Genomic DNA, 20,178 nt, shown 5'->3' with positions numbered 1-20,178 from the left:
CCAGGGAAGGGTATGCACGCAGCCAATTCCGCCATGGACGACATGGACCGGGCGCTGGTCCATGCACTCCAGCTCGCACCCCGGGCCAGCTGGGAGCGGCTGGCCCCGGTCCTCGGGGCCCGTCCCGACACCCTCGCGCGCCGCTGGGAGCGGCTGACCGGCTCCGGCGACGCGTGGATCTCGGCCCTGGGGCTGCGCACCGGCCGCCGGTCGCCCTGCATGGCGTGGGTCGAGATCGGGTGTACGCCGGGCAGCGCGCCGGCCGTGGGCCGGGCGCTGACGGACGACCCGCACACGCTGGGCCTGGAGCACGTCACCGGGGCCCGGGACCTGCTGGCCTTCGTGGCCGTGCCGGACCTGCACGCCCTCTACCGCTACCTGTCGCTGCGGGTGCAGCGGATACCCGGGGTCGTCACCACCCGCTCGTCGATGGTGACGGCCGTGCACTACGCGCCGGACCGGTGGCGACTGGACCTGCTCAACCCGGCCCAGGTGGCCCGGCTGACGGACCGCCCGGTACGGCCTCCGGCGGTGCCCGGGAGCACCGCGCTGACCGAGGAGGACCGGCCGCTGGTGCTGGCGCTGTCCTCGGACGCCCGGCGCAGCGTGGCCTCGCTGGCCCGGCAGTTCGGGATGAGCGAGTCCACGGTGCGGCGGCGGCTGGCCCGGCTGGAGACCGGGCACGGGCTGCGGTTCAGCTGCGCGCTGGCGGCCCGGCTGTCGGGCTGGCCGGTGGCGGCGACCGTGTGGGCCGAGGTGTCGGAGTACGAGGTCGCCGACTGCGCGGCGGCGGCCGCCGGGATCCGGGAGACCCGGATGTGCATGTCGGTCAGCGGACCCTGGAACTTCATGATCAGCGCCCGGCTGCGGGCGGTCGAGGATCTGCACCGGTACACCGCGGAGCTGCTGCGCCGGCTGCCCGGGCTGCGGATCACCGACACCGCGGTGGCCCTGCACACCCGCAAGTCCGAGGCGCAGGTGCTGGACCAGCAGGGCCGCCGGGTGCGGTGCGTGGTCCCCGACATCTGGTCGGACCCGGCTCCGGGGGCCGGTGACGGCGAGCCGGAGCCGGGTCCGTTACGCAGCTGCGCGGCCTGAGCGGGCAGGTCCTGCGAGCGCGGTGACGGGCGGGCTCAGTGGGCGGCGACGGGCTCGGGTGCCGGGGCCGTACGGCGTGCTCCGAGGTGGTTGAAGGCCAGGTTGAGCGCGATGGCCACCAGGCAGCCGGTGCTGATGCCGGAGTCGAGGACGACCAGCAGGTCTTCGGGGAAGGCGTGGTAGAAGTCCGGGGCGGCAATGGGGATCAGGCCCACGCCGACCGAGGCGGCGACGATCAGGGCGTTCTCGCCCTTCTCCATGGCCGCGCCGGCCAGGGTCTGGATGCCGCTGGCGGCGACCGAGCCGAACAGGACGATGCCCGCGCCGCCGAGCACCGGCAGCGGGACCAGCGCGATCACCGAGGCGGCCACCGGGCACAGCCCCAGCAGGATCAGGATGCCGCCGCCGGCGGCGACGACGAACCGGCTTCGCACCTTGGTCATGGCCACCAGCCCGATGTTCTGGGCGAACGCGCTGCACATGAACCCGTTGAACAGGGGGCTGATCGCGCTGCCGAGGGTGTCGGCGCGCAGGCCGCCAGCGATGGTCTCCGCGTCGGCGGGCCGGCCGACGATCCGCCCCAGGGCCAGGATGTCGGCGGTGGACTCCGTCATGCAGACGAGCATCACGATGCACATGGAGACGATGGCGGCGAGCTGGAACTGCGGGGCGCCGAAGTGGAACGGGGTGGGGAATCCCACCAGGTCGGCGTCGGCCAGCGCGTCGAGGCCGGTCATGCCGAGCGGGACGGCGAGCAGGGTGCCGGCGGCGAGGCCCAGCAGGATGGCGATCTGCTGGAGGAAGCCGCGCAGCAGCCGGCGCAGGACCAGGACGATCAGGAGGGTGGCGGCGGCCATGCCGATGTTCCGGAGGGAGCCGTAGTCGTCGGCGGTCCGGTTGCCGCCCTGGGACCAGTTGAAGGCCACGGGCAGCAGGGAGACGCCGATGAGGGTGATGACGGTGCCGGTGACGACGGGCGGGAAGAAGCGGACCAGCCGGCCGAAGTAGGGGGCGAGGATGAAGCCGAGGGCTCCGGCGACGATGACGGCCCCGAAGATCACGGGGATGGCGTCGGCGCCCGCCCCCTTGCCTATGGCCACCATGGGGGTGACGCCGGCGAACGAGACGCCGTTGACGAACGGCAGCCGGGCGCCGATCTTCCAGATGCCGAGGGTCTGGAGCAGGGTGGCGAGGCCCGCGGTGAAGAGCGAGGCGCCCATCAGGAACCCGGTCTCGGTGGCGGAGAGTCCGACGGCCGGGCCCAGGATCATCGGCGGGGCCACCACGCCCGCGTACATGGCCGCCACGTGCTGGAGGCCGGAGGTGAACATCTTCAGCGGGGGCAGGGTCTCGTCGACCGGGTGCGTCTCCCCTGGTACAGCGACTGCGTCTTTGCGAAACCTGGGCGTTGCGGCCACGGCTTCCTCCGGTCGGTTAACACGTCGGCAGGGACGTGGGTGTCATGGAGGTGGTGCGGGTGCGGTGCGGCGCGTCGTACGGGGTGAGCCGTACGTGGTTCAGTCGTGCAGCGATGTGAGGTCGTGCGGGATGCGGCTCTGCGGAATGCGGCTCTGCGGGGCGGCCGGCGCACGGGCGGGGGCGCGTACGGGTGTGAGGGCGTACCGGCGGGCCGGGCCCGGACATGCCGGGGCCGGGGGATGCCGTCACGAGTGCGGCACCCCCCGGCCCGGCCGCCGCGGACCCCGCTCGGGTCCGCGGCCACCGGCCGGGGGCCGTCCCCCCCGACCGGATTCCGTGGGGGATCAGCCCTGCGCGGCGATCCGCGCCAGGCGCTGGGCCTCGGCGCGCGTGGAGACGGCGATGGCGTCCTCGTCCGCGGTCAGCAGGCGGTTGTTCTCGACGATCTGCTTGCCGTTGACGAACGAGGCGGTCACCGGGGCGGCCGCACCGAAGACGAGCGCGGTCACCGGGTCGGCGATCGAGGAGTGCAGGAAGGTGCTGAGGTTCCAGAGCACCAGGTCGGCGAGCTTGCCGACCTCCAGCGAACCGATGTTGTCGGCGCGGCCGAGGACCTGGGCGCCGCCGTAGGTGCCCAGGCGCAGCGACTGGCGGGCGTTGAGCGCGGCCTCGCGGTGCACCGGGTTCAGGCGGTTGATCAGGAGGGCGTTGCGCAGCTCGGTGTGGAGCTCGCCGGACTCGTTGGAGGCGGTGCCGTCCACGCCGAGGCCGACCGGGACGCCGGCGGCCAGCATGTCGGGGACGCGGGCGATGCCGGCGGCGAGGCGGGCGTTGGAGGACGGGCAGTGCGCCACACCGGTCTTGGTGCGGGCGAACGCGGCGATGTCGGAGTCGTTCATGTGGACGCTGTGCGCCATCCACACGTCCTCGCCGAGCCAGCCGGTGGACTCGAAGTAGTCGGTCGGGCCCATGCCGAACAGCTCGTGGCAGAACTTCTCCTCCTCGACCGTCTCGCTGCCGTGGGTGTGCATGCGCACGCCCAGGCGGCGGGCCAGCTCGGCGCCCTGCTTGAGCAGTTCGGTGGAGACCGAGAAGGGGGAGCAGGGGGCGACGGCGACCTGGGTCATCGAGTCGAAGGACGCGTCGTGGAACTTCTTGACGGTCGCCTCGGTGTCGGCGAGGGCGCCTTCGAGGGTCTCGACGGCGTGGTCCGGCGGCAGGCCGCCGTCCTTCTCGCTGCGGTCCATCGAGCCGCGGGCCAGGGTGAAGCGGACGCCCATCTCGGAGGCGGCGCGGATGATCGCGCCGGAGAGGTCGCCGGCACCCTTGGGGAACACGTAGTGGTGGTCCATCGCGGTGGTGACACCGCCGCGGGCCATGGCGGCGAGGGAGCCCTGCGCGGCCGAGTACGCCATCTGCTCGTCGATGCGCGCCCAGGTGGGGTAGAGGGCGACGAGCCAGTTGAAGAGGTTGTGGTCGGTCGCCAGGCCGCGGGTGATCCACTGGTAGAAGTGGTGGTGCGTGTTGACCAGGCCGGGCGTCACGAGGTGGCCGGTGCCGTCGATGCGACGTACGACGTTCTCGAGGTTCTCGGGGGCCTTGCCCGCGCCGATGGCCTCGATCCTGTTGCCTGCGATGACGATGTGACCCGAGGCGTACTCGGTGTCGTCGGCGTCGACGGTCGCGATCGCACAGTTCTCGATGACGATGCGCTCTACCACGCTGTCAGTGGCTGCCATGGGGCTTCCTCGTGCTTTCAGTGGCGGTGCGGGCACGGCAGGACCCAGGGGATTTGAGTGCCGAAACCGGGGGCCTGGCAGCTGACAGTACTGCCGCCCCGTGTGATGCTCCGGGTGCCGAGTTCGGGAAGTGCGGTGGTGTTGCGGTGGGGGGCCGCGCCCCGGGGCCACTGCGGTGCCCCGGGACGCGGAAGACCTCGGGTCAGAGGTTGGTCATGTCCACCGGGATGCGCGCGTCGGCGCCGTCGCGGAGGATGGTCGCCTCGATCAGACCGTACGGGCGGTCGGCGGCGAAGTAGACCTCGTTGTCGTTCTTGAGGCCGAAGGGCTCCAGGTCGACGAGGAAGTGGTGCTTGTTCGGGAGCGAGAAGCGGACCTCGTCGATCTCCGAACGGTGGTTGATGATGCGCGAACCCATCTGGTACAGGGTCTGCTGCAGCGACAGGGAGTAGGTCTCGGCGAAGGCCTCCAGCATGTGCTTGCGGGTGGCCTCGTACGACTTCTCCCAGTTGGGCATCCGCTGCTCGTCGTCGGTCCAGTTGAACCGCCAGCGGCCCGACACCTGGGTGGCCAGGATGCGGTCGTACGCCTCCTGGAGGGTCGTGTACTTGTCCTTCACGTAGCCCCAGAACTCCGAGTTGGTGGAGTTCATGACGATCAGGTCCTTGAGGCCCGAGATGACCTCCCAGTTCCGGCCGTCGTACGTGATCTGGGTGACGCGGGTCTCCTGGCCCTTGCGGACGAAGGAGTGCTTGACCTCGTCGGCGCCGATGAACTTGGAGTTGGCGTCCGAGGTGGCGATCCGCTCCCAGGCGTACTCCTCGATGCGGATCCGCGCCCGGTGGATCGGCTCCTGACTGTTGACGAACCAGCGCGCCAGGTGGATGCCGAACTGCTCGGCGGACTCGATGCCGTGCTCCTTGGCGAACGCGTACACCGTGTTCTTGGTGGTGTCCGTCGGCAGGACGTTGGCGTTGGAGCCGGAGTAGTGGACGTCGTCCATGTCGCCGGAGAGGGCGACGGAGACGTTCAGGTCCTTGATGTGGTGCGTGTCGCCGTCCCGCGTGATCTTGACGACGCGGTTCTCTGCTTTGCCGTACTGGTTCTGGCCGAGAATCGTGGGCATGGTCTGCTAGCTCCCTCGGTAAACGGAGTAGCCGAACGGGTTGAGCAGCAGCGGTACGTGGTAGTGCTCGCCCGGGTTCACGCTGAACGTGAGCGTGACCTCGGGGAAAAACGCACCGCTGTCCCTTACGCGGGGGGCGTCCTGCTGCGCCTCGGCGGCTTGCTTCTTGGCGAAGTACGCCTCGGTCTCGAAGTCGAGGCGTACGTGGGTGGTGCCCTCCGGCAGTGCCGGCAGGTCCTTGCAGCGGCCGTCCGCGTCGGTGGCGCTGCCGCCCAGGGCGGTCCACTCGGCATCGAAGCCGGAGCGGGCCGACAGGGTGATGGCGACGCCCTCGGCGGGGCGGCCGATGCTGGTGTCCAGGATGTGCGTGGACACCGACGCGGTGGTCGCGGTGCTCATGGTCACTCTCCTTCTGCGAGTCGGGTCAGCCGGATCCGGTTGATCTTGACGAGTTCGCCGCGGGCGATCTCCCGCTCGGCCTCGGCAGTGTTCTCGATCCGGACCTTGACCGCGTCCCGCATCTGCTCACCGGTCGCACCGGTGGCGCAGATCAGGAAGACGTGGCCGAACTTGTCCTGGTAGGCCAGGTTCAGTTCGAGCAGTTCCGCCTTGAGCTCTTCGGACGCCCCGGCCATGCCGCGCTGCTCGCGGGCGGAGGTCGGGTCTCCCGGCTTCGGCCGGCCGATCGGCGGGTGGCCGGCCATCGCCTCTTCCAGGTCCGCGGCGGTGAGCTCGGCCATGGCGGCGTCGCTCGCGGCGAACAGGGCGTCGGTGGTGGCGTACGGCCGCTGGGCGAGCAGCTTGCTCCCCCAGGCCGAACTGGCGCACACCTCGTGGAGCTCGGCCTGGGCCTCGGCGTCCACCAGGGTGTTGAACCGGGCGAGGCCCGGTGTCGGACTCGAAGTCACGGGAAGCCTCCGTGGCCTTGTTGCTTGGACGGGCTGGGAGTAGCTAACGCCCTCGGAAACACGGCGTCAACACTTTGTTGAAACTTCCCGTATACAAAAGCCGCCGCCCGGTCGTTTCGGGCGGCGGCTCGTGACGGCGGGTGATGCCGGTGTCACCCCTGGCTGCTCTTGTTGGGGTTTTCCCTGTTCAAGTAGTTGTAGACGGTGAAGCGGCTCACCCCGATGGCCCCGGCGACCGTCTCCACGCCGTGGCGTACGGCAAAGGCGCCCCGCGCCTCCAGTATGCGCACCACGTCCTGCTTGGTCTTGCGGTCCAGCTGCGCGAGCGGCATGCCGTAGCGGCGTTCCAGTGCGGCCAGGATGTGGTCCAGCGAGTCGGAGAGCTGCGGGAGCCGCACGGCCAGCAGCTCCTGCCCCTCCCAGGCGAGGACGACGTCGTCGTCGCCGGCCTGGGCCGGGTCCATCAGCTCGCCGCCCATCGCATCCACCAGGGGCTTGACCGCCGTGATGAACGGGTGGTCGCGGGGTTCGGTCATCTGCCCTCCTCCGGGATCACGTTGACCTGGAGCGACACGCGGGTGGCGCCGGCCTCCAGGGAATCGCGCAGCAGCGCGGACACCGCGGCCAGCACCTCGTCGGCCCGCCCTTCGGCGGTGTTGCCGAAGGGACCGACGTCGACCGCGTCCAGCTGCGCCTTCTGGATGACCTCCCGAGCGGCCACGGCGTGGGCGGGGGCCTCTTCGAGGTCGAAGGGCTCGGTCGTGAACTCCACTCTCAATCGCACCCGGTCAAGCTACCCCGAGGTAGACAAATTCCGTCAGCCCCCACTTGACATCCACCGGAGGGCCCATGCAACCTTCCATCAAGCAGAAAACAACTTCCGCAATACGGAAGGAGCGCACACCCCTCATGGGATACACGGACCAGCGCTTCGATGTGAACCTCTCGATCCTCTTCACGGAACTCCCGCTCCTGGAGCGCCCCGCGGCCGCCGCCGCGGCCGGCTTCACCGCGGTCGAGCTGTGGTGGCCCTGGATCGAGACCCCCACCCCGGCTCAGGAGGAGCTCGACGCCCTCAAGAAGGCTCTTGAGGACGCCGGCACCCAGCTGGTGGGCCTGAACTTCTACGCCGGCAAACTGCCCGGGCCGGACCGCGGTGCTGTCTCCGTACCGGGCGAGGAGTCGGACCGGTTCCGCGCCAACATCGACATCGCCGCGGACTTCGCGGCGTCGGTCGGCTGCAAGGCGCTGAACGCGCTGTACGGCAACCGCGCCGAGGGCGTGGACCCGGCCGTCCAGGACGAACTCGCCCTGGAGAACCTGGTCGTCGCGGCCCGCGCCGCGGACCGGGTCGGCGCGATCCTGCTGATCGAGACGCTGAACAAGCCCGAGTCGCCGCTCTACCCGCTGGTGAGCGCGCCGTCCGCGATCGAGGTCGTGGACAAGGTGAACGAGGCGACCGGGCTGGGGAACGCCAAGTTCCTGCTCGACCTGTACCACCTGGCGATGAACGACGAGGACCTCTCCGAGGTCATCGAAAAGTACGCCGCCAAGACCGGCCACGTCCAGATCGCGGACAAGCCGGGACGGGGTGCCCCGGGCACCGGCGAGCTGCCCCTCGAGGACCTGCTCGACCAGCTCCGCAAGGCCGGCTACCAGGGCTTCGTCGGCCTGGAGTACAAGGCCGAGAATGCGGCCGCGTCCTTCGAGTGGCTCCCGGCCGAGGCCCGCGCGGCCCGGTAAGTCCGGGCGAAGGCCCAGACACTTCACGCACTTTTCGTACCAAGCTTCAAGAGCTTTCAGAGAAGGACCCCGTCATGAGCACTCTCCCCAAGATCGCGTGGATCGGTCTCGGCATCATGGGCTCCCCCATGTCCGAGAACCTCCTGAAGGCCGGCTACCCGGTCACCGGCTTCACGCTGGAGCAGGACAAGCTGGAGCGCCTGGCCGCCGCCGGCGGCACCGCGGCCGGCTCCATCGCCGAGGCCGTCAAGGACGCCGACGTGATCATCACGATGGTGCCCGCCTCCCCGCAGGTCGAGGCCATCTCCTACGGCCCCGAGGGCATCCTGGAGAACGCCAAGGCCGGCGCGCTGATCGTCGACATGTCGTCGATCACCCCGCAGACCTCGGTCGACCTGGCGAAGAACGCCGCCGAGAAGGGCATCCGCGTCATCGACGCCCCGGTGTCCGGCGGCGAGGCCGGCGCCATCGAGGCCGTCCTCTCCATCATGGTCGGCGGCGAGCAGGCCGACTTCGACGAGGCCCTCCCGATCCTGGAGACCCTCGGCAAGGTCATCGTGCTCTGCGGCCCGCACGGGTCCGGCCAGACGGTGAAGGCCGCCAACCAGCTCATCGTCGCGGTGAACATCCAGGCGTGCGCCGAGGCCGTGGTCTTCCTGGAGAAGTCCGGCGTGAACCTCCAGGCCGCCCTGGACGTCCTCAACGGCGGTCTGGCCGGCTCCACGGTCCTGACCCGCAAGAAGGACAACTTCCTGAACCGCGACTTCAAGCCCGGCTTCCGGATCGACCTGCACCACAAGGACATGGGCATCGTCACCGACGCCGCCCGCAACGTCGGTGCGGCCCTCCCGGTCGGCGCGGTCGTCGCCCAGCTGGTCGCCTCGCTGCGCGCCCAGGGTGACGGCGGCCTGGACCACTCGGCCCTGCTCCGCGCCGTCGAGCGCCTCTCCGGCGCCCAGGTCTGAGACCTGCCTCCCCTCCGGGGGATCTGAGTTTCCGGACGGCACCGGTGCTGACACCTGTCCTGTCGCGCCCAGGCGCCGGTGCCGTCCGGATCACCTCTCTCCATCTTTCTTCAACAAACTGTTGACGCTGTGATGGCCCGAATTTAGGGTCGTCCGCATGACGGAAAACGCTTTCCGTCAGCAGTTACCCGTACGGAAGGTCCACCATGTCGAAGCGCGTGCTTACGACCGAGTCCGGCGCTCCGGTCGCCGACAACCAGAACTCCGCCACCGCCGGCGTCGGTGGCCCGCTCCTGATCCAGGACCAGCAGCTCATCGAGAAGCTGGCCCGGTTCAACCGCGAGCGCATCCCGGAGCGTGTCGTGCACGCCCGCGGCTCTGCCGCGTACGGCTACTTCGAGGTGACGGACGACGTCACCGCGTACACCAGCGCCGCGTTCCTGAACGAGGTCGGCAAGAAGACCGAAACGTTCCTGCGCTTCTCCACCGTGGCCGACTCGCTCGGTGGCGCGGACGCGGTCCGCGACCCGCGCGGCTTCGCGCTGAAGTTCTACACCGAAGAGGGCAACTACGACCTCGTCGGCAACAACACCCCGGTGTTCTTCATCAAGGACCCGATCAAGTTCCCCGACTTCATCCACTCCCAGAAGCGCGACCCCTTCACGGGCAAGCAGGAGGCGGACAACGTCTGGGACTTCTGGGCGCACGCCCCCGAGGCGACCCACCAGATCACCTGGCTCATGGGCGACCGCGGCATCCCGGCCTCCTACCGCCACATGAACGGCTACGGCTCCCACACCTACCAGTGGACCAACGCCCAGGGCGAGGCCTTCTTCGTCAAGTACCACTTCAAGACGAACCAGGGCATCCGCTGCCTGTCCTCCGAGCAGGGTGCCGAGCTGGCCGGCAAGGACGGCAACTCGCACCAGACCGACCTGCTCCAGGCCATCGAGCGCGGCGTGAACCCGAGCTGGACCCTCTACGTCCAGATCATGCCGGCGGCCGAGGCCGCGGAGTACCGCTTCAACCCGTTCGACCTCACCAAGGTGTGGCCGCACGCGGACTACCCGCTGCAGCGCGTGGGCCGCCTGGTCCTCGACCGCAACCCGGAGAACGTCTTCGCCGAGGTCGAGCAGTCCGCCTTCTCCCCGAACAACTTCGTCCCGGGCATCACCGCCTCGCCGGACAAGATGCTCCAGGGCCGCCTGTTCGCCTACGCGGACGCCCAGCGCTACCGCCTCGGCGTGAACCACACCCTGCTGCCGGTCAACGCCCCCAAGGCGACCACGGCGCAGAACTACGGCCGTGACGGCGCCATGGCGCTGCGCAACGGCTCGCGCCACGACAAGAACTACGAGCCCAACTCGTACCAGGGCCCGGCCGAGACCGGTCTGGCGCTCGGCGCCCCGAAGGCGGTCACCGGCTACACCGGCACCCACGCCGCCCCGGCCCACACCAAGGACGACGACTTCTTCCAGGCCGGCGAGCTCTACCGCCTGATGTCCGAGGAGGAGAAGCAGCGTCTGGTGGCGAACATCGCCGGCGGCCTGTCGCAGGTCTCCCGCGAGGACGTCATCGAGAAGAACCTGGCTCACTTCCACGCCGCCGACGCCGACTACGGCAAGCGCGTCGAGGAGGCCGTCCGCGCCCTGCGCGAGGACTGAGCCCGCAGAACGCGCCGGGGGCCTGACGGGAGGTCGGGCCCCGGGTGCCAGCCCGCCGCCGCGGACCCGGATGAGGGGTGGTCCACGGCGATGGGCAGGACGAGGACCGCGGTGGTGTCGAGCCAGTGCGGTGGTAAAGGCTCCGAGGCCCGCCCCTTGACCTGAGGGGGGCGACGCCGGAGGGTCTGTCGGCACCACCGCGGTCCCAGCCATCTCCCACGCCTCTCCCTGTATACGGGGGAGGCGAGCAGAAGCCCCGCCCGGCGGGTGCGAACGTCCTGTCGCGCCAGCCTCGCCCCGTCGGGCGGTAACACTTCCCAGGCCAGAGCGCCGGGTTGCGGACGGTCCCGCAACCCGGCGCTCTGTCGTTCCCCCTCCCCCGTGCCCCACTGCCCCCTGGCGGTGGGGCATTCGCCGTCACCCGGCCCGTCAGACCGAAGCCCGGCCTCGACCCCCGGGGCTCCGCCCCGTACCCCGCGCCTCAAACGCCGGCGGGGCTGGGGTTTGCCCCGGCCGGCACGTGCCGCTCAAGCACTGGGGCTCCGCCCCTGGCCCCCGCGCCTCAAACGCCGGCGGGGCTGGGGGTCACCGGGGAACGGTCCCGGCCCGCGCCGGAAGCGTGAGGTCCGGGAAGCAGCACCGGGGTCAGATCCAGCCCCGCCGGCGATTACGGCGTGGGGCACGGGGCGGAGCCCCGGTCGGTGAGCGGCGGAGGGCCATCACAGGCCCGAGCAAATCCAGCCCCGCCGGCGATTGAGGCGCGGGGTACGGGGCGGAGCCCCGAGGCCCGAGCAGGCACGTCCCAGCCGGGCAAACCCAGCCCCGCCGGCGATTGAGGCGCGGGGGCGAGGGGCGTAGCCCCGGTCTTCGAGCGGCAGAGCGGCATCACAGGCCCGGCAGGTCCAGCCCCGCCGGCGTTTGAGGCGCGGGGTGCGGGGCGGAGCCCCGGTTTGGCGGGTGGCGGCTCAGGGCGCGGCTCAGGCGGCATGCGGAAGGCCCCCGCCCCTCCGGAGGGAGGGGCGGGGGCCTTCAGGACGCGAAGCGGGATCAGACCCGCAGAGCCTTGATGGCGGTCGGCGCGTGCCCGGCCTCCGTCGCCAGCTCCTCGAACTCGGTGACGTCGCTCATGTCGACCGTCTTGCTCATGGCGATGTTGGTGACGCGCTCCAGGATCGCCTCGACGACGACCGGGACCTGGAACTCGACGGCCCACTTCTTGGCCTGCTCGAACGCCTCGCCCAGCTGCTCCGGGTCGGTGACGCGGATCGCCTTGACGCCCAGACCCTCGGCGACCTTGACGTGGTCGACGCCGTACGCGCCGATCTCCGGGGTGTTGATGTTCTCGAACTCCAGGTTGACCTCGAAGTTGATGCCGAGGCCGCCCTGCGCCTGCCGGATCAGACCCAGGTACGCGTTGTTCACGAGGACGTGGACGTACGGGACCTTGTGCTGGGCGGCGACGGCCAGCTCCTCGATCATGAACTGGAAGTCGTAGTCGCCGGAGAGGGCGACGATCGGCGTCTCCGGGTCCGCGGTGGCGGCGCCGATGGCGGCCGGGATGGTCCAGCCGAGCGGCCCGGCCTGGCCGCAGTTGATCCAGTGGCGCGGCTTGTAGACGTGCAGGAACTGCGCCGCCGCGATCTGGGAGAGGCCGATGGTGGTGACGTAACGGGTCTCCGGGCCGAACGCCTTGTTCATCTCCTCGTAGACGCGCTGCGGCTTCATGGGGATGTTCTCGAAGTGCGTACGGCGCTGCAGGGTCGCCTTGCGCTCCTGCGCGGAGGCGGCCCAGGCGGAGAAGTCGGGCAGCTTGCCCTCGGCCTTCAGCTCCTTGGCGACCTCGATGAAGAGCTCCAGGGCGGCCTTGGCGTCGGAGGCGATGCCGAAGTCGGGGGCGAAGATCTTGCCGAGCTGGGTGGGCTCGATGTCGACGTGGACGAACTTGCGGCCCTTGGTGTACGCCTCCAGGTTGTAGCCCGTGTGGCGGTTGGCCCAGCGGTTGCCGATGCCGAAGACGAAGTCGGACTCCAGGAAGGTCGCGTTGCCGTAGCGGTGCGCGGTCTGGACACCGACCATGCCGGCGGCGAGCTCGTGGTCGTCCGGGATCGTGCCCCAGCCCATCAGGGTGGAGATGACGGGGACGCCGGTCAGCTCGGCGAACTCGACCAGCAGGTCGGAGGCGTCGGCGTTGATGATGCCGCCGCCGGCGACGATCAGCGGGCGCTCCGACTCGAGCAGGAAGCGAAGGGCCTTCTCGGCCTGGGCGCGGTTGGCCTGCGGCTTGTAGACCGGCAGCGGCTGGTAGGTCTCCGGGTCGAACTCGATCTCGGTCAGCTGGACGTCGATCGGCAGGTCGATGAGGACCGGGCCGGGGCGGCCGGAGCGCATCAGGTGGAAGGCCTGCTGGAAGACGCCGGGGACCTGCGCGGCCTCCAGGACGGTCGTCGCGGCCTTGGTGACCGGCTTCGCGATCGAGGCGATGTCGACGGCCTGGAAGTCCTCCTTGTGGAGCTTCGAGACCGGAGCCTGGCCGGTGATGCACAGGATCGGGATCGAGTCGGCGATGGCGGAGTACAGACCGGTGATCATGTCGGTGCCGGCGGGGCCGGACGTACCGATGCAGACACCGATGTTCCCGGCCTTGGCACGGGTGTAGCCCTCGGCCATGTGCGAGGCGCCCTCGACGTGGCGGGCCAGCGTGTGGCTGATGCCGCCGACGTTCTTGAGCTCCCGGTAGAAGGGGTTGATCGCAGCGCCGGGCACGCCGAACGCCTGGTCGACTCCTTCGAGCTTGAGGATCTCCACGGCCGCGGCGGCGGCGGTCATACGGGGCATCGGCACTCCTGCGGTCAGACTGTTTCCGTAATCCGGAAGTTTTGTTCTGCTATACGAAACAAGCTAAGAGGCGATCTCCCCGTACGTCAAGGCGCACCGGCCCGCGGAACCCACCAAATGCCGCGCCGGCGCCCGTCGGTTGCACGAATCCGGGCGTCCGCGGCCCGCGGACGTCGCAGCTGGTGGACCATGGACCACGCAGAGCGAGCAGCCGCTCCGGGCGGTCCGGGGCGGGGCGATGGGGGGCTGACGATGGCCGAGACCTTTCCGGTGCGCTGTCCGGCGTGCGGACTGCAGAACGCGTACGTGCCACCCGCCTTCCCGTGCGCCTGCGGGAGGCCGGTCACCCCGCCGCTGGACCCGGGCACGGACCCCGTGGCGCTGACCCACCGCACCTGGTCGGAGAGCTGGGTGGCGGTCCGCTGCACGGCCTGCGGGCGCCGGGACGAGTGGCCGCAGCCGGAGGTGGGGTGCAGCTGCGGGACGGTGGCCCGGGTCCCGGTGCAGCCGGCGGACACCGGGGTGCGGACGACGCCGGGCTCGGTGGCGGAGCCGCCCACCGCTCCGCCTCCGCCGGCCGCTCCGCCGGCGCCGCGCGCCGCCTTCCGGCCGCTGACCATCCGCACGGCCGGGGACGCGGTGCTCACCGCCGCGCTGTACCTGCGCTGGCTCGGCTTCCGGGACGTACGGCAGCCGGAGGTGCGGCCGCTGCCGACGGCCGCGGTGGACCTGCGGGCGCCGGGGCTGGTGGCCCAGGTGGACCCCACGACCGCGCCGGCCGGGCTGCGGGCGGTGGAGTGCCTGTGGCTGAACGGGCTGACCGAGTCGGCGACCGCCGCGTACTTCGCACTGGCCGGCTACACCGACGACGCCCGGGGCCGCGCCGGCGAGCTGGGCGTCCCGCTGTTCGCCGTGGACCTGACGGGCGTCCCGCAGCCGGTGAACGACCCTGCGGAACATCTCGTGCGGACCGGGGCTTTAGGCTGACGGCTGCCTTTCCGCCCGCCGGCCTGCCCCTGGCGCACGCCGGTGCGCGTGTCCGCACGCCAGTCCGCCGGCCGCCCCGCGGCCGTTCCCGCCTGCCGAGGAGACCCGTCGTGAGCCTCTACGACATCCCGCTGACCACCCTGTCCGACGAGCCGACCAGCCTGGCGCCGTTCAAGGGCAAGGCGATCCTGCTGGTCAACACCGCCTCCCAGTGCGGCCTCACCCCGCAGTACTCCGGCCTGGCCCGGCTGCAGTTCGCGTACGAGGCGAAGGGCTTCACCGTCATCGGCGTCCCCTGCAACCAGTTCGGCGGGCAGGAGCCCGGCACGGCCGAGGACATCGCGACGTTCTGCGCGGCCGGCTTCGGCGTGACCTTCCCGATGCTGGAGAAGAGCGACGTGAACGGCACGGACCGGCACCCGCTCTTCGCCGAGCTGGTCAAGCACCCGGACGCGGACGGCGAGGCCGGCGACATCCAGTGGAACTTCGAGAAGTTCCTGATCTCGCCGGAGGGCGAGGTCGTGGGCCGCTTCCGGCCGCGGACCGAGCCGGAGTCCCCGGAGCTGGTCGCGGCGATCGAGGCCGTGCTGCCGGCCTGATGCCCGGCCGGGCCCCGGGCCCCGGTCCCGCCGCCGTCCGCGCGGGGCCGGGCCGGGCCCGGGACCGCCCCGGGGCCGCCGTCAGGTGCCGGGCTTGCGCCCCCACACCACCACCGCGTCGCCGAGCCGGGTGGTGTCCCACAGCCGCTCGGCGTCCTTCAGCTGCATGTTGATGCAGCCCGCCGAGCCGCCGCCGTTGAACAGGTCGCCGTACACCCCGTGGAAGGCCTGCCCGCCGGAGAAGTACTGGGCGTACGGCATCGGGGCGTCGTCGTACAGCTGCGAGGTCTCGTCGATGATCCGCTCGGTGATCTCGTGCCTGCCCTCGCGGGTCTCCTGGCCCCAGCGCCCGGTCCGCACCGGCACCGCCTCGTAGACGGGCCGGCCGTCGCGCTGCACCCACAGCAGCTGCCGCGTCAGGTCCACGCAGACGGTGCGGCCGGACCGGACGGGGCAGCGGCCGTCCCGGTTGGGGCGGGCCCGTTCGGCGACGACGAGGCTGGTGCGGTGGGTCGCGAGGCCCGCGTAGCCGTCGGCCGGGCGGACGCCCGCGCGTTCCTGGAAGCCGCGGATCGCGGCGCAGTCGGCGGGGTCCTGGCGGCCGTCCGCCGGCAGGCCCAGGTACTGCTCCAGTTCCCACTGGTACGGGCCGGTGTCCGCCGTGCACGGCGGCCCGGCGGCGCTCCCGGATGCCGCGGCGGCCGTCCCTGGCACGGCTGCCGCCCAGGTCAGGGCGGCAGCGGCCACCGCCGGCAGCACTTTCCGCATGCGTGCGCGCGTCCGTTCCATGGTGTCCGGCCGGTCCTTCCGTTCGGTCGCCCCCGCCCGCCCCCGCTGTCTGGCATTCGAGCACGTCCGGCCGTGTTGCGCGCCGAACTGGGCGGCCATTCGGGCGGCGGGTGATGTGCTGCCCCGATGCGGACGTACGGAAGTTCCCGGCCGGTGGCGATGGTGGCGGCGGCTGTGGCGGCGGGGGTGGTGCTGGCCGGCTGCGGGGGCGGCGGCGGACCCCGGCCCGTGACCGGGGAGGAGGCCCAGCAGCTCGCCCTCGTACGGCTGACCACGTACGAGCAGAGCCCGGTGGCGCTGCGGCTGCGGATCCCGGGACCGGTGGCGGCCACCACGGTGGACGCCGTGCTCGACTTCCGGACCCGCCGCGCCACCGGCACGTACCGGGTGCCGGGGACGGCCGGGGCGCCCGCCGCGTCCGGCGCGCTGGCCTGGGACGACCGGACGGTGGCGGTGGACCCGGACGGCGGCGGCACCGGCTGGGCGCGCCGGGCCGCGGGCCGGGACCCGCTGGACCGGGCCCTGCTGCTCGCCCTCCGGCTGGGCCACGACCGTCCGGAGAACGCCCAGCTGCTGGCCCGGGGCGGCGCCACCCGGCTGGGCGAACGGCGGCTGGACGGCACCTCGTACACGGTGTTCGGCGGCCCGCACCCCCCGCGCAGGCCGGGGGAGGCGCCGCCCGCGGGCGGGTCGGCGCTGTCCTATTGGGTGGATGCCGGCGGCGGGCTGCGCCGGGTGGAGGCCCGCCTGACGCCGGGCGCGCCGCCGGTCACCGTGGACGTGCTGGGCCGGGCGGCGCCGGGCCGTGGCACGGCGGGTCCTCAGCCGGCCGGCAGCAGGTAGCCCTCGGCGGCGGGTGCGGGCATCGTACGGGCGGGCCGGGCGGGGGCGGAGGCCGCGGCGGGCATACCGGGCTGCGGGGGCGGGGCGGTGACCAGGCGGAACGAGCGGCCGGGCGGGGCGGCGGGGGCGAGGTCGCCGGCGTTGCCCGCGGTGCGGTTGCCGCGCACCAGGTTGCCGGTGGCCCGGTAGCCGAGGACGTCGGTGACCAGGATGCCGGCCCACCGGTTGCCGCGGACCAGGTTGCGCTCCACGAGGTTGTCGCGGCCGCCGCCGATCCCGATGCCGATGCCGAAGCCGCCGTCCGCCTGCTCGGGGCTGTCCGGTTCGTTGTTGTCGGTGACGGTGTTGCCGGCGAACACGGCGCGGTGCTGCGGGGCCAGGGCCTCCAGGTCGTCGGAGTTGACGGCCACGCCGACCCGGTTGCGGTGGGACCGGTTGCCGAGGAAGTACAACTCCTCGGATGCGTTGGTGACTTCGAGGCCCACGGCATTGCGCTCGACGGTGTTCTCGCGGACCACGGTGCGGCACGGCCGGCACTGGCCGACGTAGATCCCGGAGTCGGCGTGCCCGGAGGCGTACGCGTGCTCGATGACGCCGTCGCGGGCGTCGAAGGCGTAGATGCCGTACAGGGCGTTGTTGTGGGCGGTCACGTAGGAGGCGCGGAAGCCGCGCAGGGGCGGGTGGCGGCGGGTGTCGAGGCGGTCGTACGCGGCACCCCCGCCGGCTCCGGACTGCCGGGCGGGGTCGGTGACGCCGGTGAACAGCAGCCCGTTGGCCAGGTGGTGGCGGATCGTCAGGTTCTCCACGGCCGAGCCGGCGCCGGTCACCGTGATGCCGTTGGCGCGCCGGAACTCCCCGTCGACGACGGTCCGGTTGCGGTCCGTGCCGCGCAGGACGACGCGGGGCGTGGGCAGGGTGACGCTCTCCCGGTAGACACCGGGGCCGACCAGGACGAGGTCGCCGGGCCGGGCCCGGTCCACGGCCTGCTGGATGGTGGCGTACCCGGCCGGGACGCGCAGCACGCGCGGGGCGTCCGGAGCGGCCGCGTCGTCCGCGGGTGCCGCGCAGGAGGAGATCAGCAGGACGGCCGCGACGAGCAGCGCGGGGCATCGGGGAATGCGCATGCGGCCAGGTGTATCGTCCCGACTGCCGAAAACGCCAAATCCGGCGAAAATTATGACTATTGGGGAGGTCGTGCCGTCGTGTCCGGGCCGAGTCGCCGTACCGTCCTCGCCACGGCTGCCGCAGCCGCCGGCCTCGCCGGCGCGGCAACGGCCTGCGGCCGGGAGACGGACGGGGCGGATGCGGCGGGCCCGGCGGGCGGGACCGGGCACGGCGCGTCGGCCGCCGGACCGTCCGCGGCCGGACCGTCCGCGGCCCGCGCCGCGACCCCCGCCGTGGCCGTCGCCCGGCAGCGCGGGGTGTCCGACCCGCAGCCCCCGCACGTGCTGCTCCTCGCGTACGACCTCTCCCCCGGCCCGTCCGGGAGTGCGGCCCGCCAGGCCCTGGACGGCGTACTCGCCCGGTGGCGGGCCCGGGCGGAGGGCGGAGGGCTGACGACGACCGTGACCGTGGGTTTCGGGCCCCGGCTGCCCGCCCGGCTCGGCACGGCCGGGCCGGGGCCGCTGCGGGAGCCGCCCGCCTTCCCCGGCGACCGGCTGCGGCCCGAGGCCGGCGGCGGCGACCTGCTGCTCCAGATCTGCGGCCCCACCGCCGCCGCCTGCGCCGGGGCCGGTGCCGCCCTCGACCGCACGGCGGGCCCGGCGGTCCGCCTCCGCTGGCGGCAGCCCGGTTTCCTGCCGCCCGGCCCGCGGGACGAGACCCCGCGCAACCTCCTCGGCTTCAAGGACGGCACCGCGAACCCGGACCGTGCCGGTACCGAACGCTGGGTGTGGATCGGCTCCGGCCCGCACGCCGGCGGCACGTACCTGGTGTTCCGCCGGATCCGGCTGCGCACGGCCGCGTTCACCGGCCTGCCGGCCATCCGGCAGGAGCGGATCATCGGCCGCCGCCGCGCGGACGGCACCCCGCTGCACGGCGGCACCGAGCACACCGACGTGGACCTCTTCGCGAAGACCCCCGAGGGCCGGTACGTCCTCCCCGCCGACGCGCACGCCCGGCTGGCCCACTCCCGCTACGACGGCGGCGCCCGGATGCTGCGCCGCGGCTACTCGTACGACGACGGGGCCGCGGACCGGGGCCTGCTGTTCCTCGCCTTCATGAACGACCCGGCACTGTTCACCCGGGTGCAGCAGCGGCTGGCCGCGGCCGACGCCCTCAACGCCTTCGCCGAGCATGTGGCCTCGGGCGTCTACCTGGTCCCGCCCGCAACGGCGGCAGGCCGCGTGCCGTTCTAGCTCCGCCCGCACACACGCCGGAGGGCCCCGGTGCGCGGTGTGCGCACCGGGGCCCTCCGGCCGGGCATCAGCCCCTCGGACCGCCCGTGCCTCCCTTGTCTCCCTTGCCCTTGTCTCCCTTGCTGCCCTTGCCCTTGCCGGACTCGCCGCGCTTGTTCTCCAGGACGACCACGACCCCGTCGGCCGCGGCGTTCGCCTCGGTGACCTCGTACGGGCCGGTGACCGGCTGCCGGGGCAGCACGTAGCCTTCCGGCACGGCGACCTCGCGCAGGTAGTACGAGCCGAGCGGCAGCCCGCCGAACACGCACCACCCGTCGGAGCCGGTGGCGCAGGCCGCGCCCTGCTTGGTGTCCGGGGCCGTGCCCGTCACCTGCAGGCCGGCCTGCCCGTTGGTCTCCCGCCACAGCTCGAACACCGCTCCGCGCAGCGGGCGGAGGCTGTGCCCGTCCCGCTTGTGGAGGGAGATCTCGCCTAGCACGGGGTCGTTGTCGACCCGGATGGCGAGCCCGCGGTCGGCGTTCTCGGCGGTGAGCACCAGCGGCCCGAACACCCCGGGATCGGGGAGCTTGTAGCCGCCCGGCGCCTTGGTCTCCTGCCAGTAGTACGAGCCGAGCGGGAGCCGGCCGGTGCGGCAGGCTCCGTCGGCGCCGGTCGTGCACGGCTCGCCGACCTTGGTGTCGTCGGCCTGCAGCCCCGGCTGCCCGTTGGTCTCGCGCCACAGCTGGAACACGGCGCCGGCCAGCGGCCGCCCGGTGGCGGAGTCGTGCTTGACCACGTCGACGCCGCCGAGCACCACCTGGTTGTCGACCGTGACGCTGAGGCCCCGGTCGGCATTGGCGGCGGTCAGCTCCAGCGGACCGAACACGGCCGGATCCGGCAGCCGGTACCCCGCGGGCGCCGCCGTCTCCTCCCAGTAGTACGTGCCCAGCGGCAGCTCGTCGACCGTGCAGACGCCGTCGGTGCCGGTGGTGCAGGCACCCCCGACCCTGGTGTCGTCGGCCTGCAGCCCCGGCTGCCCGTTGCTCTCCCGCCACAGCCGGAACACGGCGCCGGCCAGCGGCCGCCCGGTGGCGGAGTCGTGCTTGACGACGGACACCCGCCCGAGG

General features: G+C 72.2%; 19 protein-coding genes. 8 read left to right on the top strand and 11 right to left on the bottom strand.

The window, feature by feature from the left end; translation table 11 throughout:
- Positions 1-12 precede the first annotated feature (12 nt).
- Positions 13-1,098 (top strand): Lrp/AsnC family transcriptional regulator, encoded by a 1,086-nt coding sequence (locus tag LG634_RS32675; protein ID WP_226739308.1) that lies wholly within the window; start codon positions 13-15, stop codon positions 1,096-1,098.
- 35 nt (positions 1,099-1,133) lie between these two features.
- On the opposite strand, the gene LG634_RS32670 is transcribed toward LG634_RS32675, so the two are convergent.
- The 7 genes from LG634_RS32670 to LG634_RS32640 form a co-directional block, all read right to left on the bottom strand.
- Complete coding sequence (locus LG634_RS32670; RefSeq protein WP_226739306.1) at positions 1,134-2,516, bottom strand: nucleobase:cation symporter-2 family protein; 1,383 nt, start codon at positions 2,514-2,516, stop codon at positions 1,134-1,136.
- 345 nt (positions 2,517-2,861) lie between these two features.
- Positions 2,862-4,256: an 8-oxoguanine deaminase gene (locus tag LG634_RS32665; RefSeq protein ID WP_226739304.1), complete on the bottom strand. Its 1,395-nt coding sequence runs from the start codon at positions 4,254-4,256 to the stop codon at positions 2,862-2,864.
- A 202-nt stretch (positions 4,257-4,458) separates the two neighbouring features.
- Entirely contained in the window at positions 4,459-5,382 is a 924-nt protein-coding gene (pucL, locus tag LG634_RS32660) for a factor-independent urate hydroxylase (RefSeq protein ID WP_226739302.1), read from the bottom strand.
- Positions 5,383-5,388: 6 nt separating this feature from the next.
- A complete protein-coding gene (gene uraH / locus LG634_RS32655; RefSeq protein WP_226739300.1) occupies positions 5,389-5,781 on the bottom strand; it encodes a hydroxyisourate hydrolase in 393 nt (130 codons plus the stop codon).
- 2 nt (positions 5,782-5,783) lie between these two features.
- Positions 5,784-6,290 carry a 2-oxo-4-hydroxy-4-carboxy-5-ureidoimidazoline decarboxylase gene (gene uraD / locus LG634_RS32650; RefSeq protein WP_226739299.1) on the bottom strand — a complete coding sequence of 169 codons (507 nt, stop codon included), beginning with the start codon at positions 6,288-6,290 and terminating at the stop codon, positions 5,784-5,786.
- Between the two features lie 152 nt (positions 6,291-6,442).
- Positions 6,443-6,826, bottom strand: coding sequence for a helix-turn-helix domain-containing protein (locus LG634_RS32645; protein WP_226739297.1), 384 nt, complete (start codon positions 6,824-6,826; stop codon positions 6,443-6,445).
- Positions 6,823-7,074 (bottom strand): thiamine-binding protein, encoded by a 252-nt coding sequence (locus LG634_RS32640; RefSeq protein ID WP_226739295.1) that lies wholly within the window; start codon positions 7,072-7,074, stop codon positions 6,823-6,825. Before LG634_RS32640 ends, LG634_RS32645 begins: the two co-directional genes overlap by 4 nt.
- A gap of 125 nt (positions 7,075-7,199) precedes the next feature.
- On the opposite strand from LG634_RS32640, the gene LG634_RS32635 reads away from it, so the two are divergent.
- The 3 genes from LG634_RS32635 to LG634_RS32625 all read left to right on the top strand — a co-directional run bounded on the left by LG634_RS32635 (position 7,200) and on the right by LG634_RS32625 (position 10,662).
- Positions 7,200-8,033, top strand: a complete 834-nt coding sequence (locus LG634_RS32635; RefSeq protein ID WP_226739293.1) for a TIM barrel protein — start codon at positions 7,200-7,202, stop codon at positions 8,031-8,033.
- Positions 8,034-8,107: 74 nt separating this feature from the next.
- A complete protein-coding gene (locus tag LG634_RS32630) occupies positions 8,108-8,998 on the top strand; it encodes a 2-hydroxy-3-oxopropionate reductase (protein WP_226739292.1) in 891 nt (296 codons plus the stop codon).
- A 206-nt stretch (positions 8,999-9,204) separates the two neighbouring features.
- A complete protein-coding gene (locus tag LG634_RS32625) occupies positions 9,205-10,662 on the top strand; it encodes a catalase (protein WP_226739291.1) in 1,458 nt (485 codons plus the stop codon).
- 1,047 nt (positions 10,663-11,709) lie between these two features.
- Here LG634_RS32625 and gcl read toward each other — a convergent pair.
- Positions 11,710-13,497: a glyoxylate carboligase gene (gene gcl, locus LG634_RS32620; protein WP_226739290.1), complete on the bottom strand. Its 1,788-nt coding sequence runs from the start codon at positions 13,495-13,497 to the stop codon at positions 11,710-11,712.
- Positions 13,498-13,749: 252 nt separating this feature from the next.
- On the opposite strand from gcl, the gene LG634_RS32615 reads away from it, so the two are divergent.
- Complete coding sequence (locus LG634_RS32615; protein WP_226739289.1) at positions 13,750-14,484, top strand: hypothetical protein; 735 nt, start codon at positions 13,750-13,752, stop codon at positions 14,482-14,484.
- Between the two features lie 110 nt (positions 14,485-14,594).
- The gene (locus tag LG634_RS32610) at positions 14,595-15,083 is read left to right on the top strand and encodes a glutathione peroxidase (protein ID WP_226739288.1); all 489 of its coding nucleotides are present in this window, start codon (positions 14,595-14,597) and stop codon (positions 15,081-15,083) included.
- A gap of 81 nt (positions 15,084-15,164) precedes the next feature.
- Here the strand turns inward: LG634_RS32610 and LG634_RS32605 are convergent, their stop codons facing one another.
- Positions 15,165-15,851, bottom strand: coding sequence for a L,D-transpeptidase family protein (locus LG634_RS32605; RefSeq protein ID WP_226739287.1), 687 nt, complete (start codon positions 15,849-15,851; stop codon positions 15,165-15,167).
- 147 nt (positions 15,852-15,998) lie between these two features.
- Between LG634_RS32605 and LG634_RS32600 the strand changes: the two genes are divergently transcribed.
- Positions 15,999-16,715: a hypothetical protein gene (locus tag LG634_RS32600; RefSeq protein ID WP_226739285.1), complete on the top strand. Its 717-nt coding sequence runs from the start codon at positions 15,999-16,001 to the stop codon at positions 16,713-16,715.
- Here the strand turns inward: LG634_RS32600 and LG634_RS32595 are convergent.
- Complete coding sequence (locus LG634_RS32595; protein WP_226739283.1) at positions 16,694-17,839, bottom strand: right-handed parallel beta-helix repeat-containing protein; 1,146 nt, start codon at positions 17,837-17,839, stop codon at positions 16,694-16,696. The two genes, LG634_RS32600 and LG634_RS32595, sit on opposite strands and share 22 nt — an antisense overlap.
- Positions 17,840-17,917: 78 nt before the next feature.
- Here LG634_RS32595 and LG634_RS32590 point away from each other — a divergent pair, with 78 nt between their 5' ends.
- The gene (locus LG634_RS32590; protein ID WP_226739281.1) at positions 17,918-19,072 is read left to right on the top strand and encodes a Dyp-type peroxidase; all 1,155 of its coding nucleotides are present in this window, start codon (positions 17,918-17,920) and stop codon (positions 19,070-19,072) included.
- 67 nt (positions 19,073-19,139) lie between these two features.
- Here LG634_RS32590 and LG634_RS32585 read toward each other — a convergent pair.
- Positions 19,140-20,178 (bottom strand): MSCRAMM family protein (locus LG634_RS32585; protein WP_264203890.1); only part of this gene is annotated, 1,039 nt, incomplete at its 5' end.

Source organism: Streptomyces bambusae (assembly GCF_020532645.1).
GTDB classification, from domain to species: Bacteria; Actinomycetota; Actinomycetes; order Streptomycetales; family Streptomycetaceae; genus Streptomyces; species Streptomyces bambusae.
Note: the sequence above shows the minus strand (reverse complement) of the source record. Positions and strands in the feature narration are given on the sequence as shown.

What these genes read in the sequence shown, in the direction of transcription:
- LG634_RS32675 (WP_226739308.1), top strand. Translation starts at nt 13, where the DNA reads ATGCACGCAGCCAATTCCGCCATGGACGACATGGACCGGGCGCTGGTC.
- LG634_RS32665 (WP_226739304.1), bottom strand. Translation starts at nt 4,256, where the DNA reads ATGGCAGCCACTGACAGCGTGGTAGAGCGCATCGTCATCGAGAACTGT.
- pucL (WP_226739302.1), bottom strand. Translation starts at nt 5,382, where the DNA reads ATGCCCACGATTCTCGGCCAGAACCAGTACGGCAAAGCAGAGAACCGC.
- uraH (WP_226739300.1), bottom strand. Translation starts at nt 5,781, where the DNA reads ATGAGCACCGCGACCACCGCGTCGGTGTCCACGCACATCCTGGACACC.
- LG634_RS32645 (WP_226739297.1), bottom strand. Translation starts at nt 6,826, where the DNA reads ATGACCGAACCCCGCGACCACCCGTTCATCACGGCGGTCAAGCCCCTG.
- LG634_RS32635 (WP_226739293.1), top strand. Translation starts at nt 7,200, where the DNA reads ATGGGATACACGGACCAGCGCTTCGATGTGAACCTCTCGATCCTCTTC.
- LG634_RS32630 (WP_226739292.1), top strand. Translation starts at nt 8,108, where the DNA reads ATGAGCACTCTCCCCAAGATCGCGTGGATCGGTCTCGGCATCATGGGC.
- LG634_RS32625 (WP_226739291.1), top strand. Translation starts at nt 9,205, where the DNA reads ATGTCGAAGCGCGTGCTTACGACCGAGTCCGGCGCTCCGGTCGCCGAC.
- gcl (WP_226739290.1), bottom strand. Translation starts at nt 13,497, where the DNA reads ATGCCCCGTATGACCGCCGCCGCCGCGGCCGTGGAGATCCTCAAGCTC.
- LG634_RS32615 (WP_226739289.1), top strand. Translation starts at nt 13,750, where the DNA reads ATGGCCGAGACCTTTCCGGTGCGCTGTCCGGCGTGCGGACTGCAGAAC.
- LG634_RS32605 (WP_226739287.1), bottom strand. Translation starts at nt 15,851, where the DNA reads ATGCGGAAAGTGCTGCCGGCGGTGGCCGCTGCCGCCCTGACCTGGGCG.
- LG634_RS32600 (WP_226739285.1), top strand. Translation starts at nt 15,999, where the DNA reads ATGCGGACGTACGGAAGTTCCCGGCCGGTGGCGATGGTGGCGGCGGCT.
- LG634_RS32595 (WP_226739283.1), bottom strand. Translation starts at nt 17,839, where the DNA reads ATGCGCATTCCCCGATGCCCCGCGCTGCTCGTCGCGGCCGTCCTGCTG.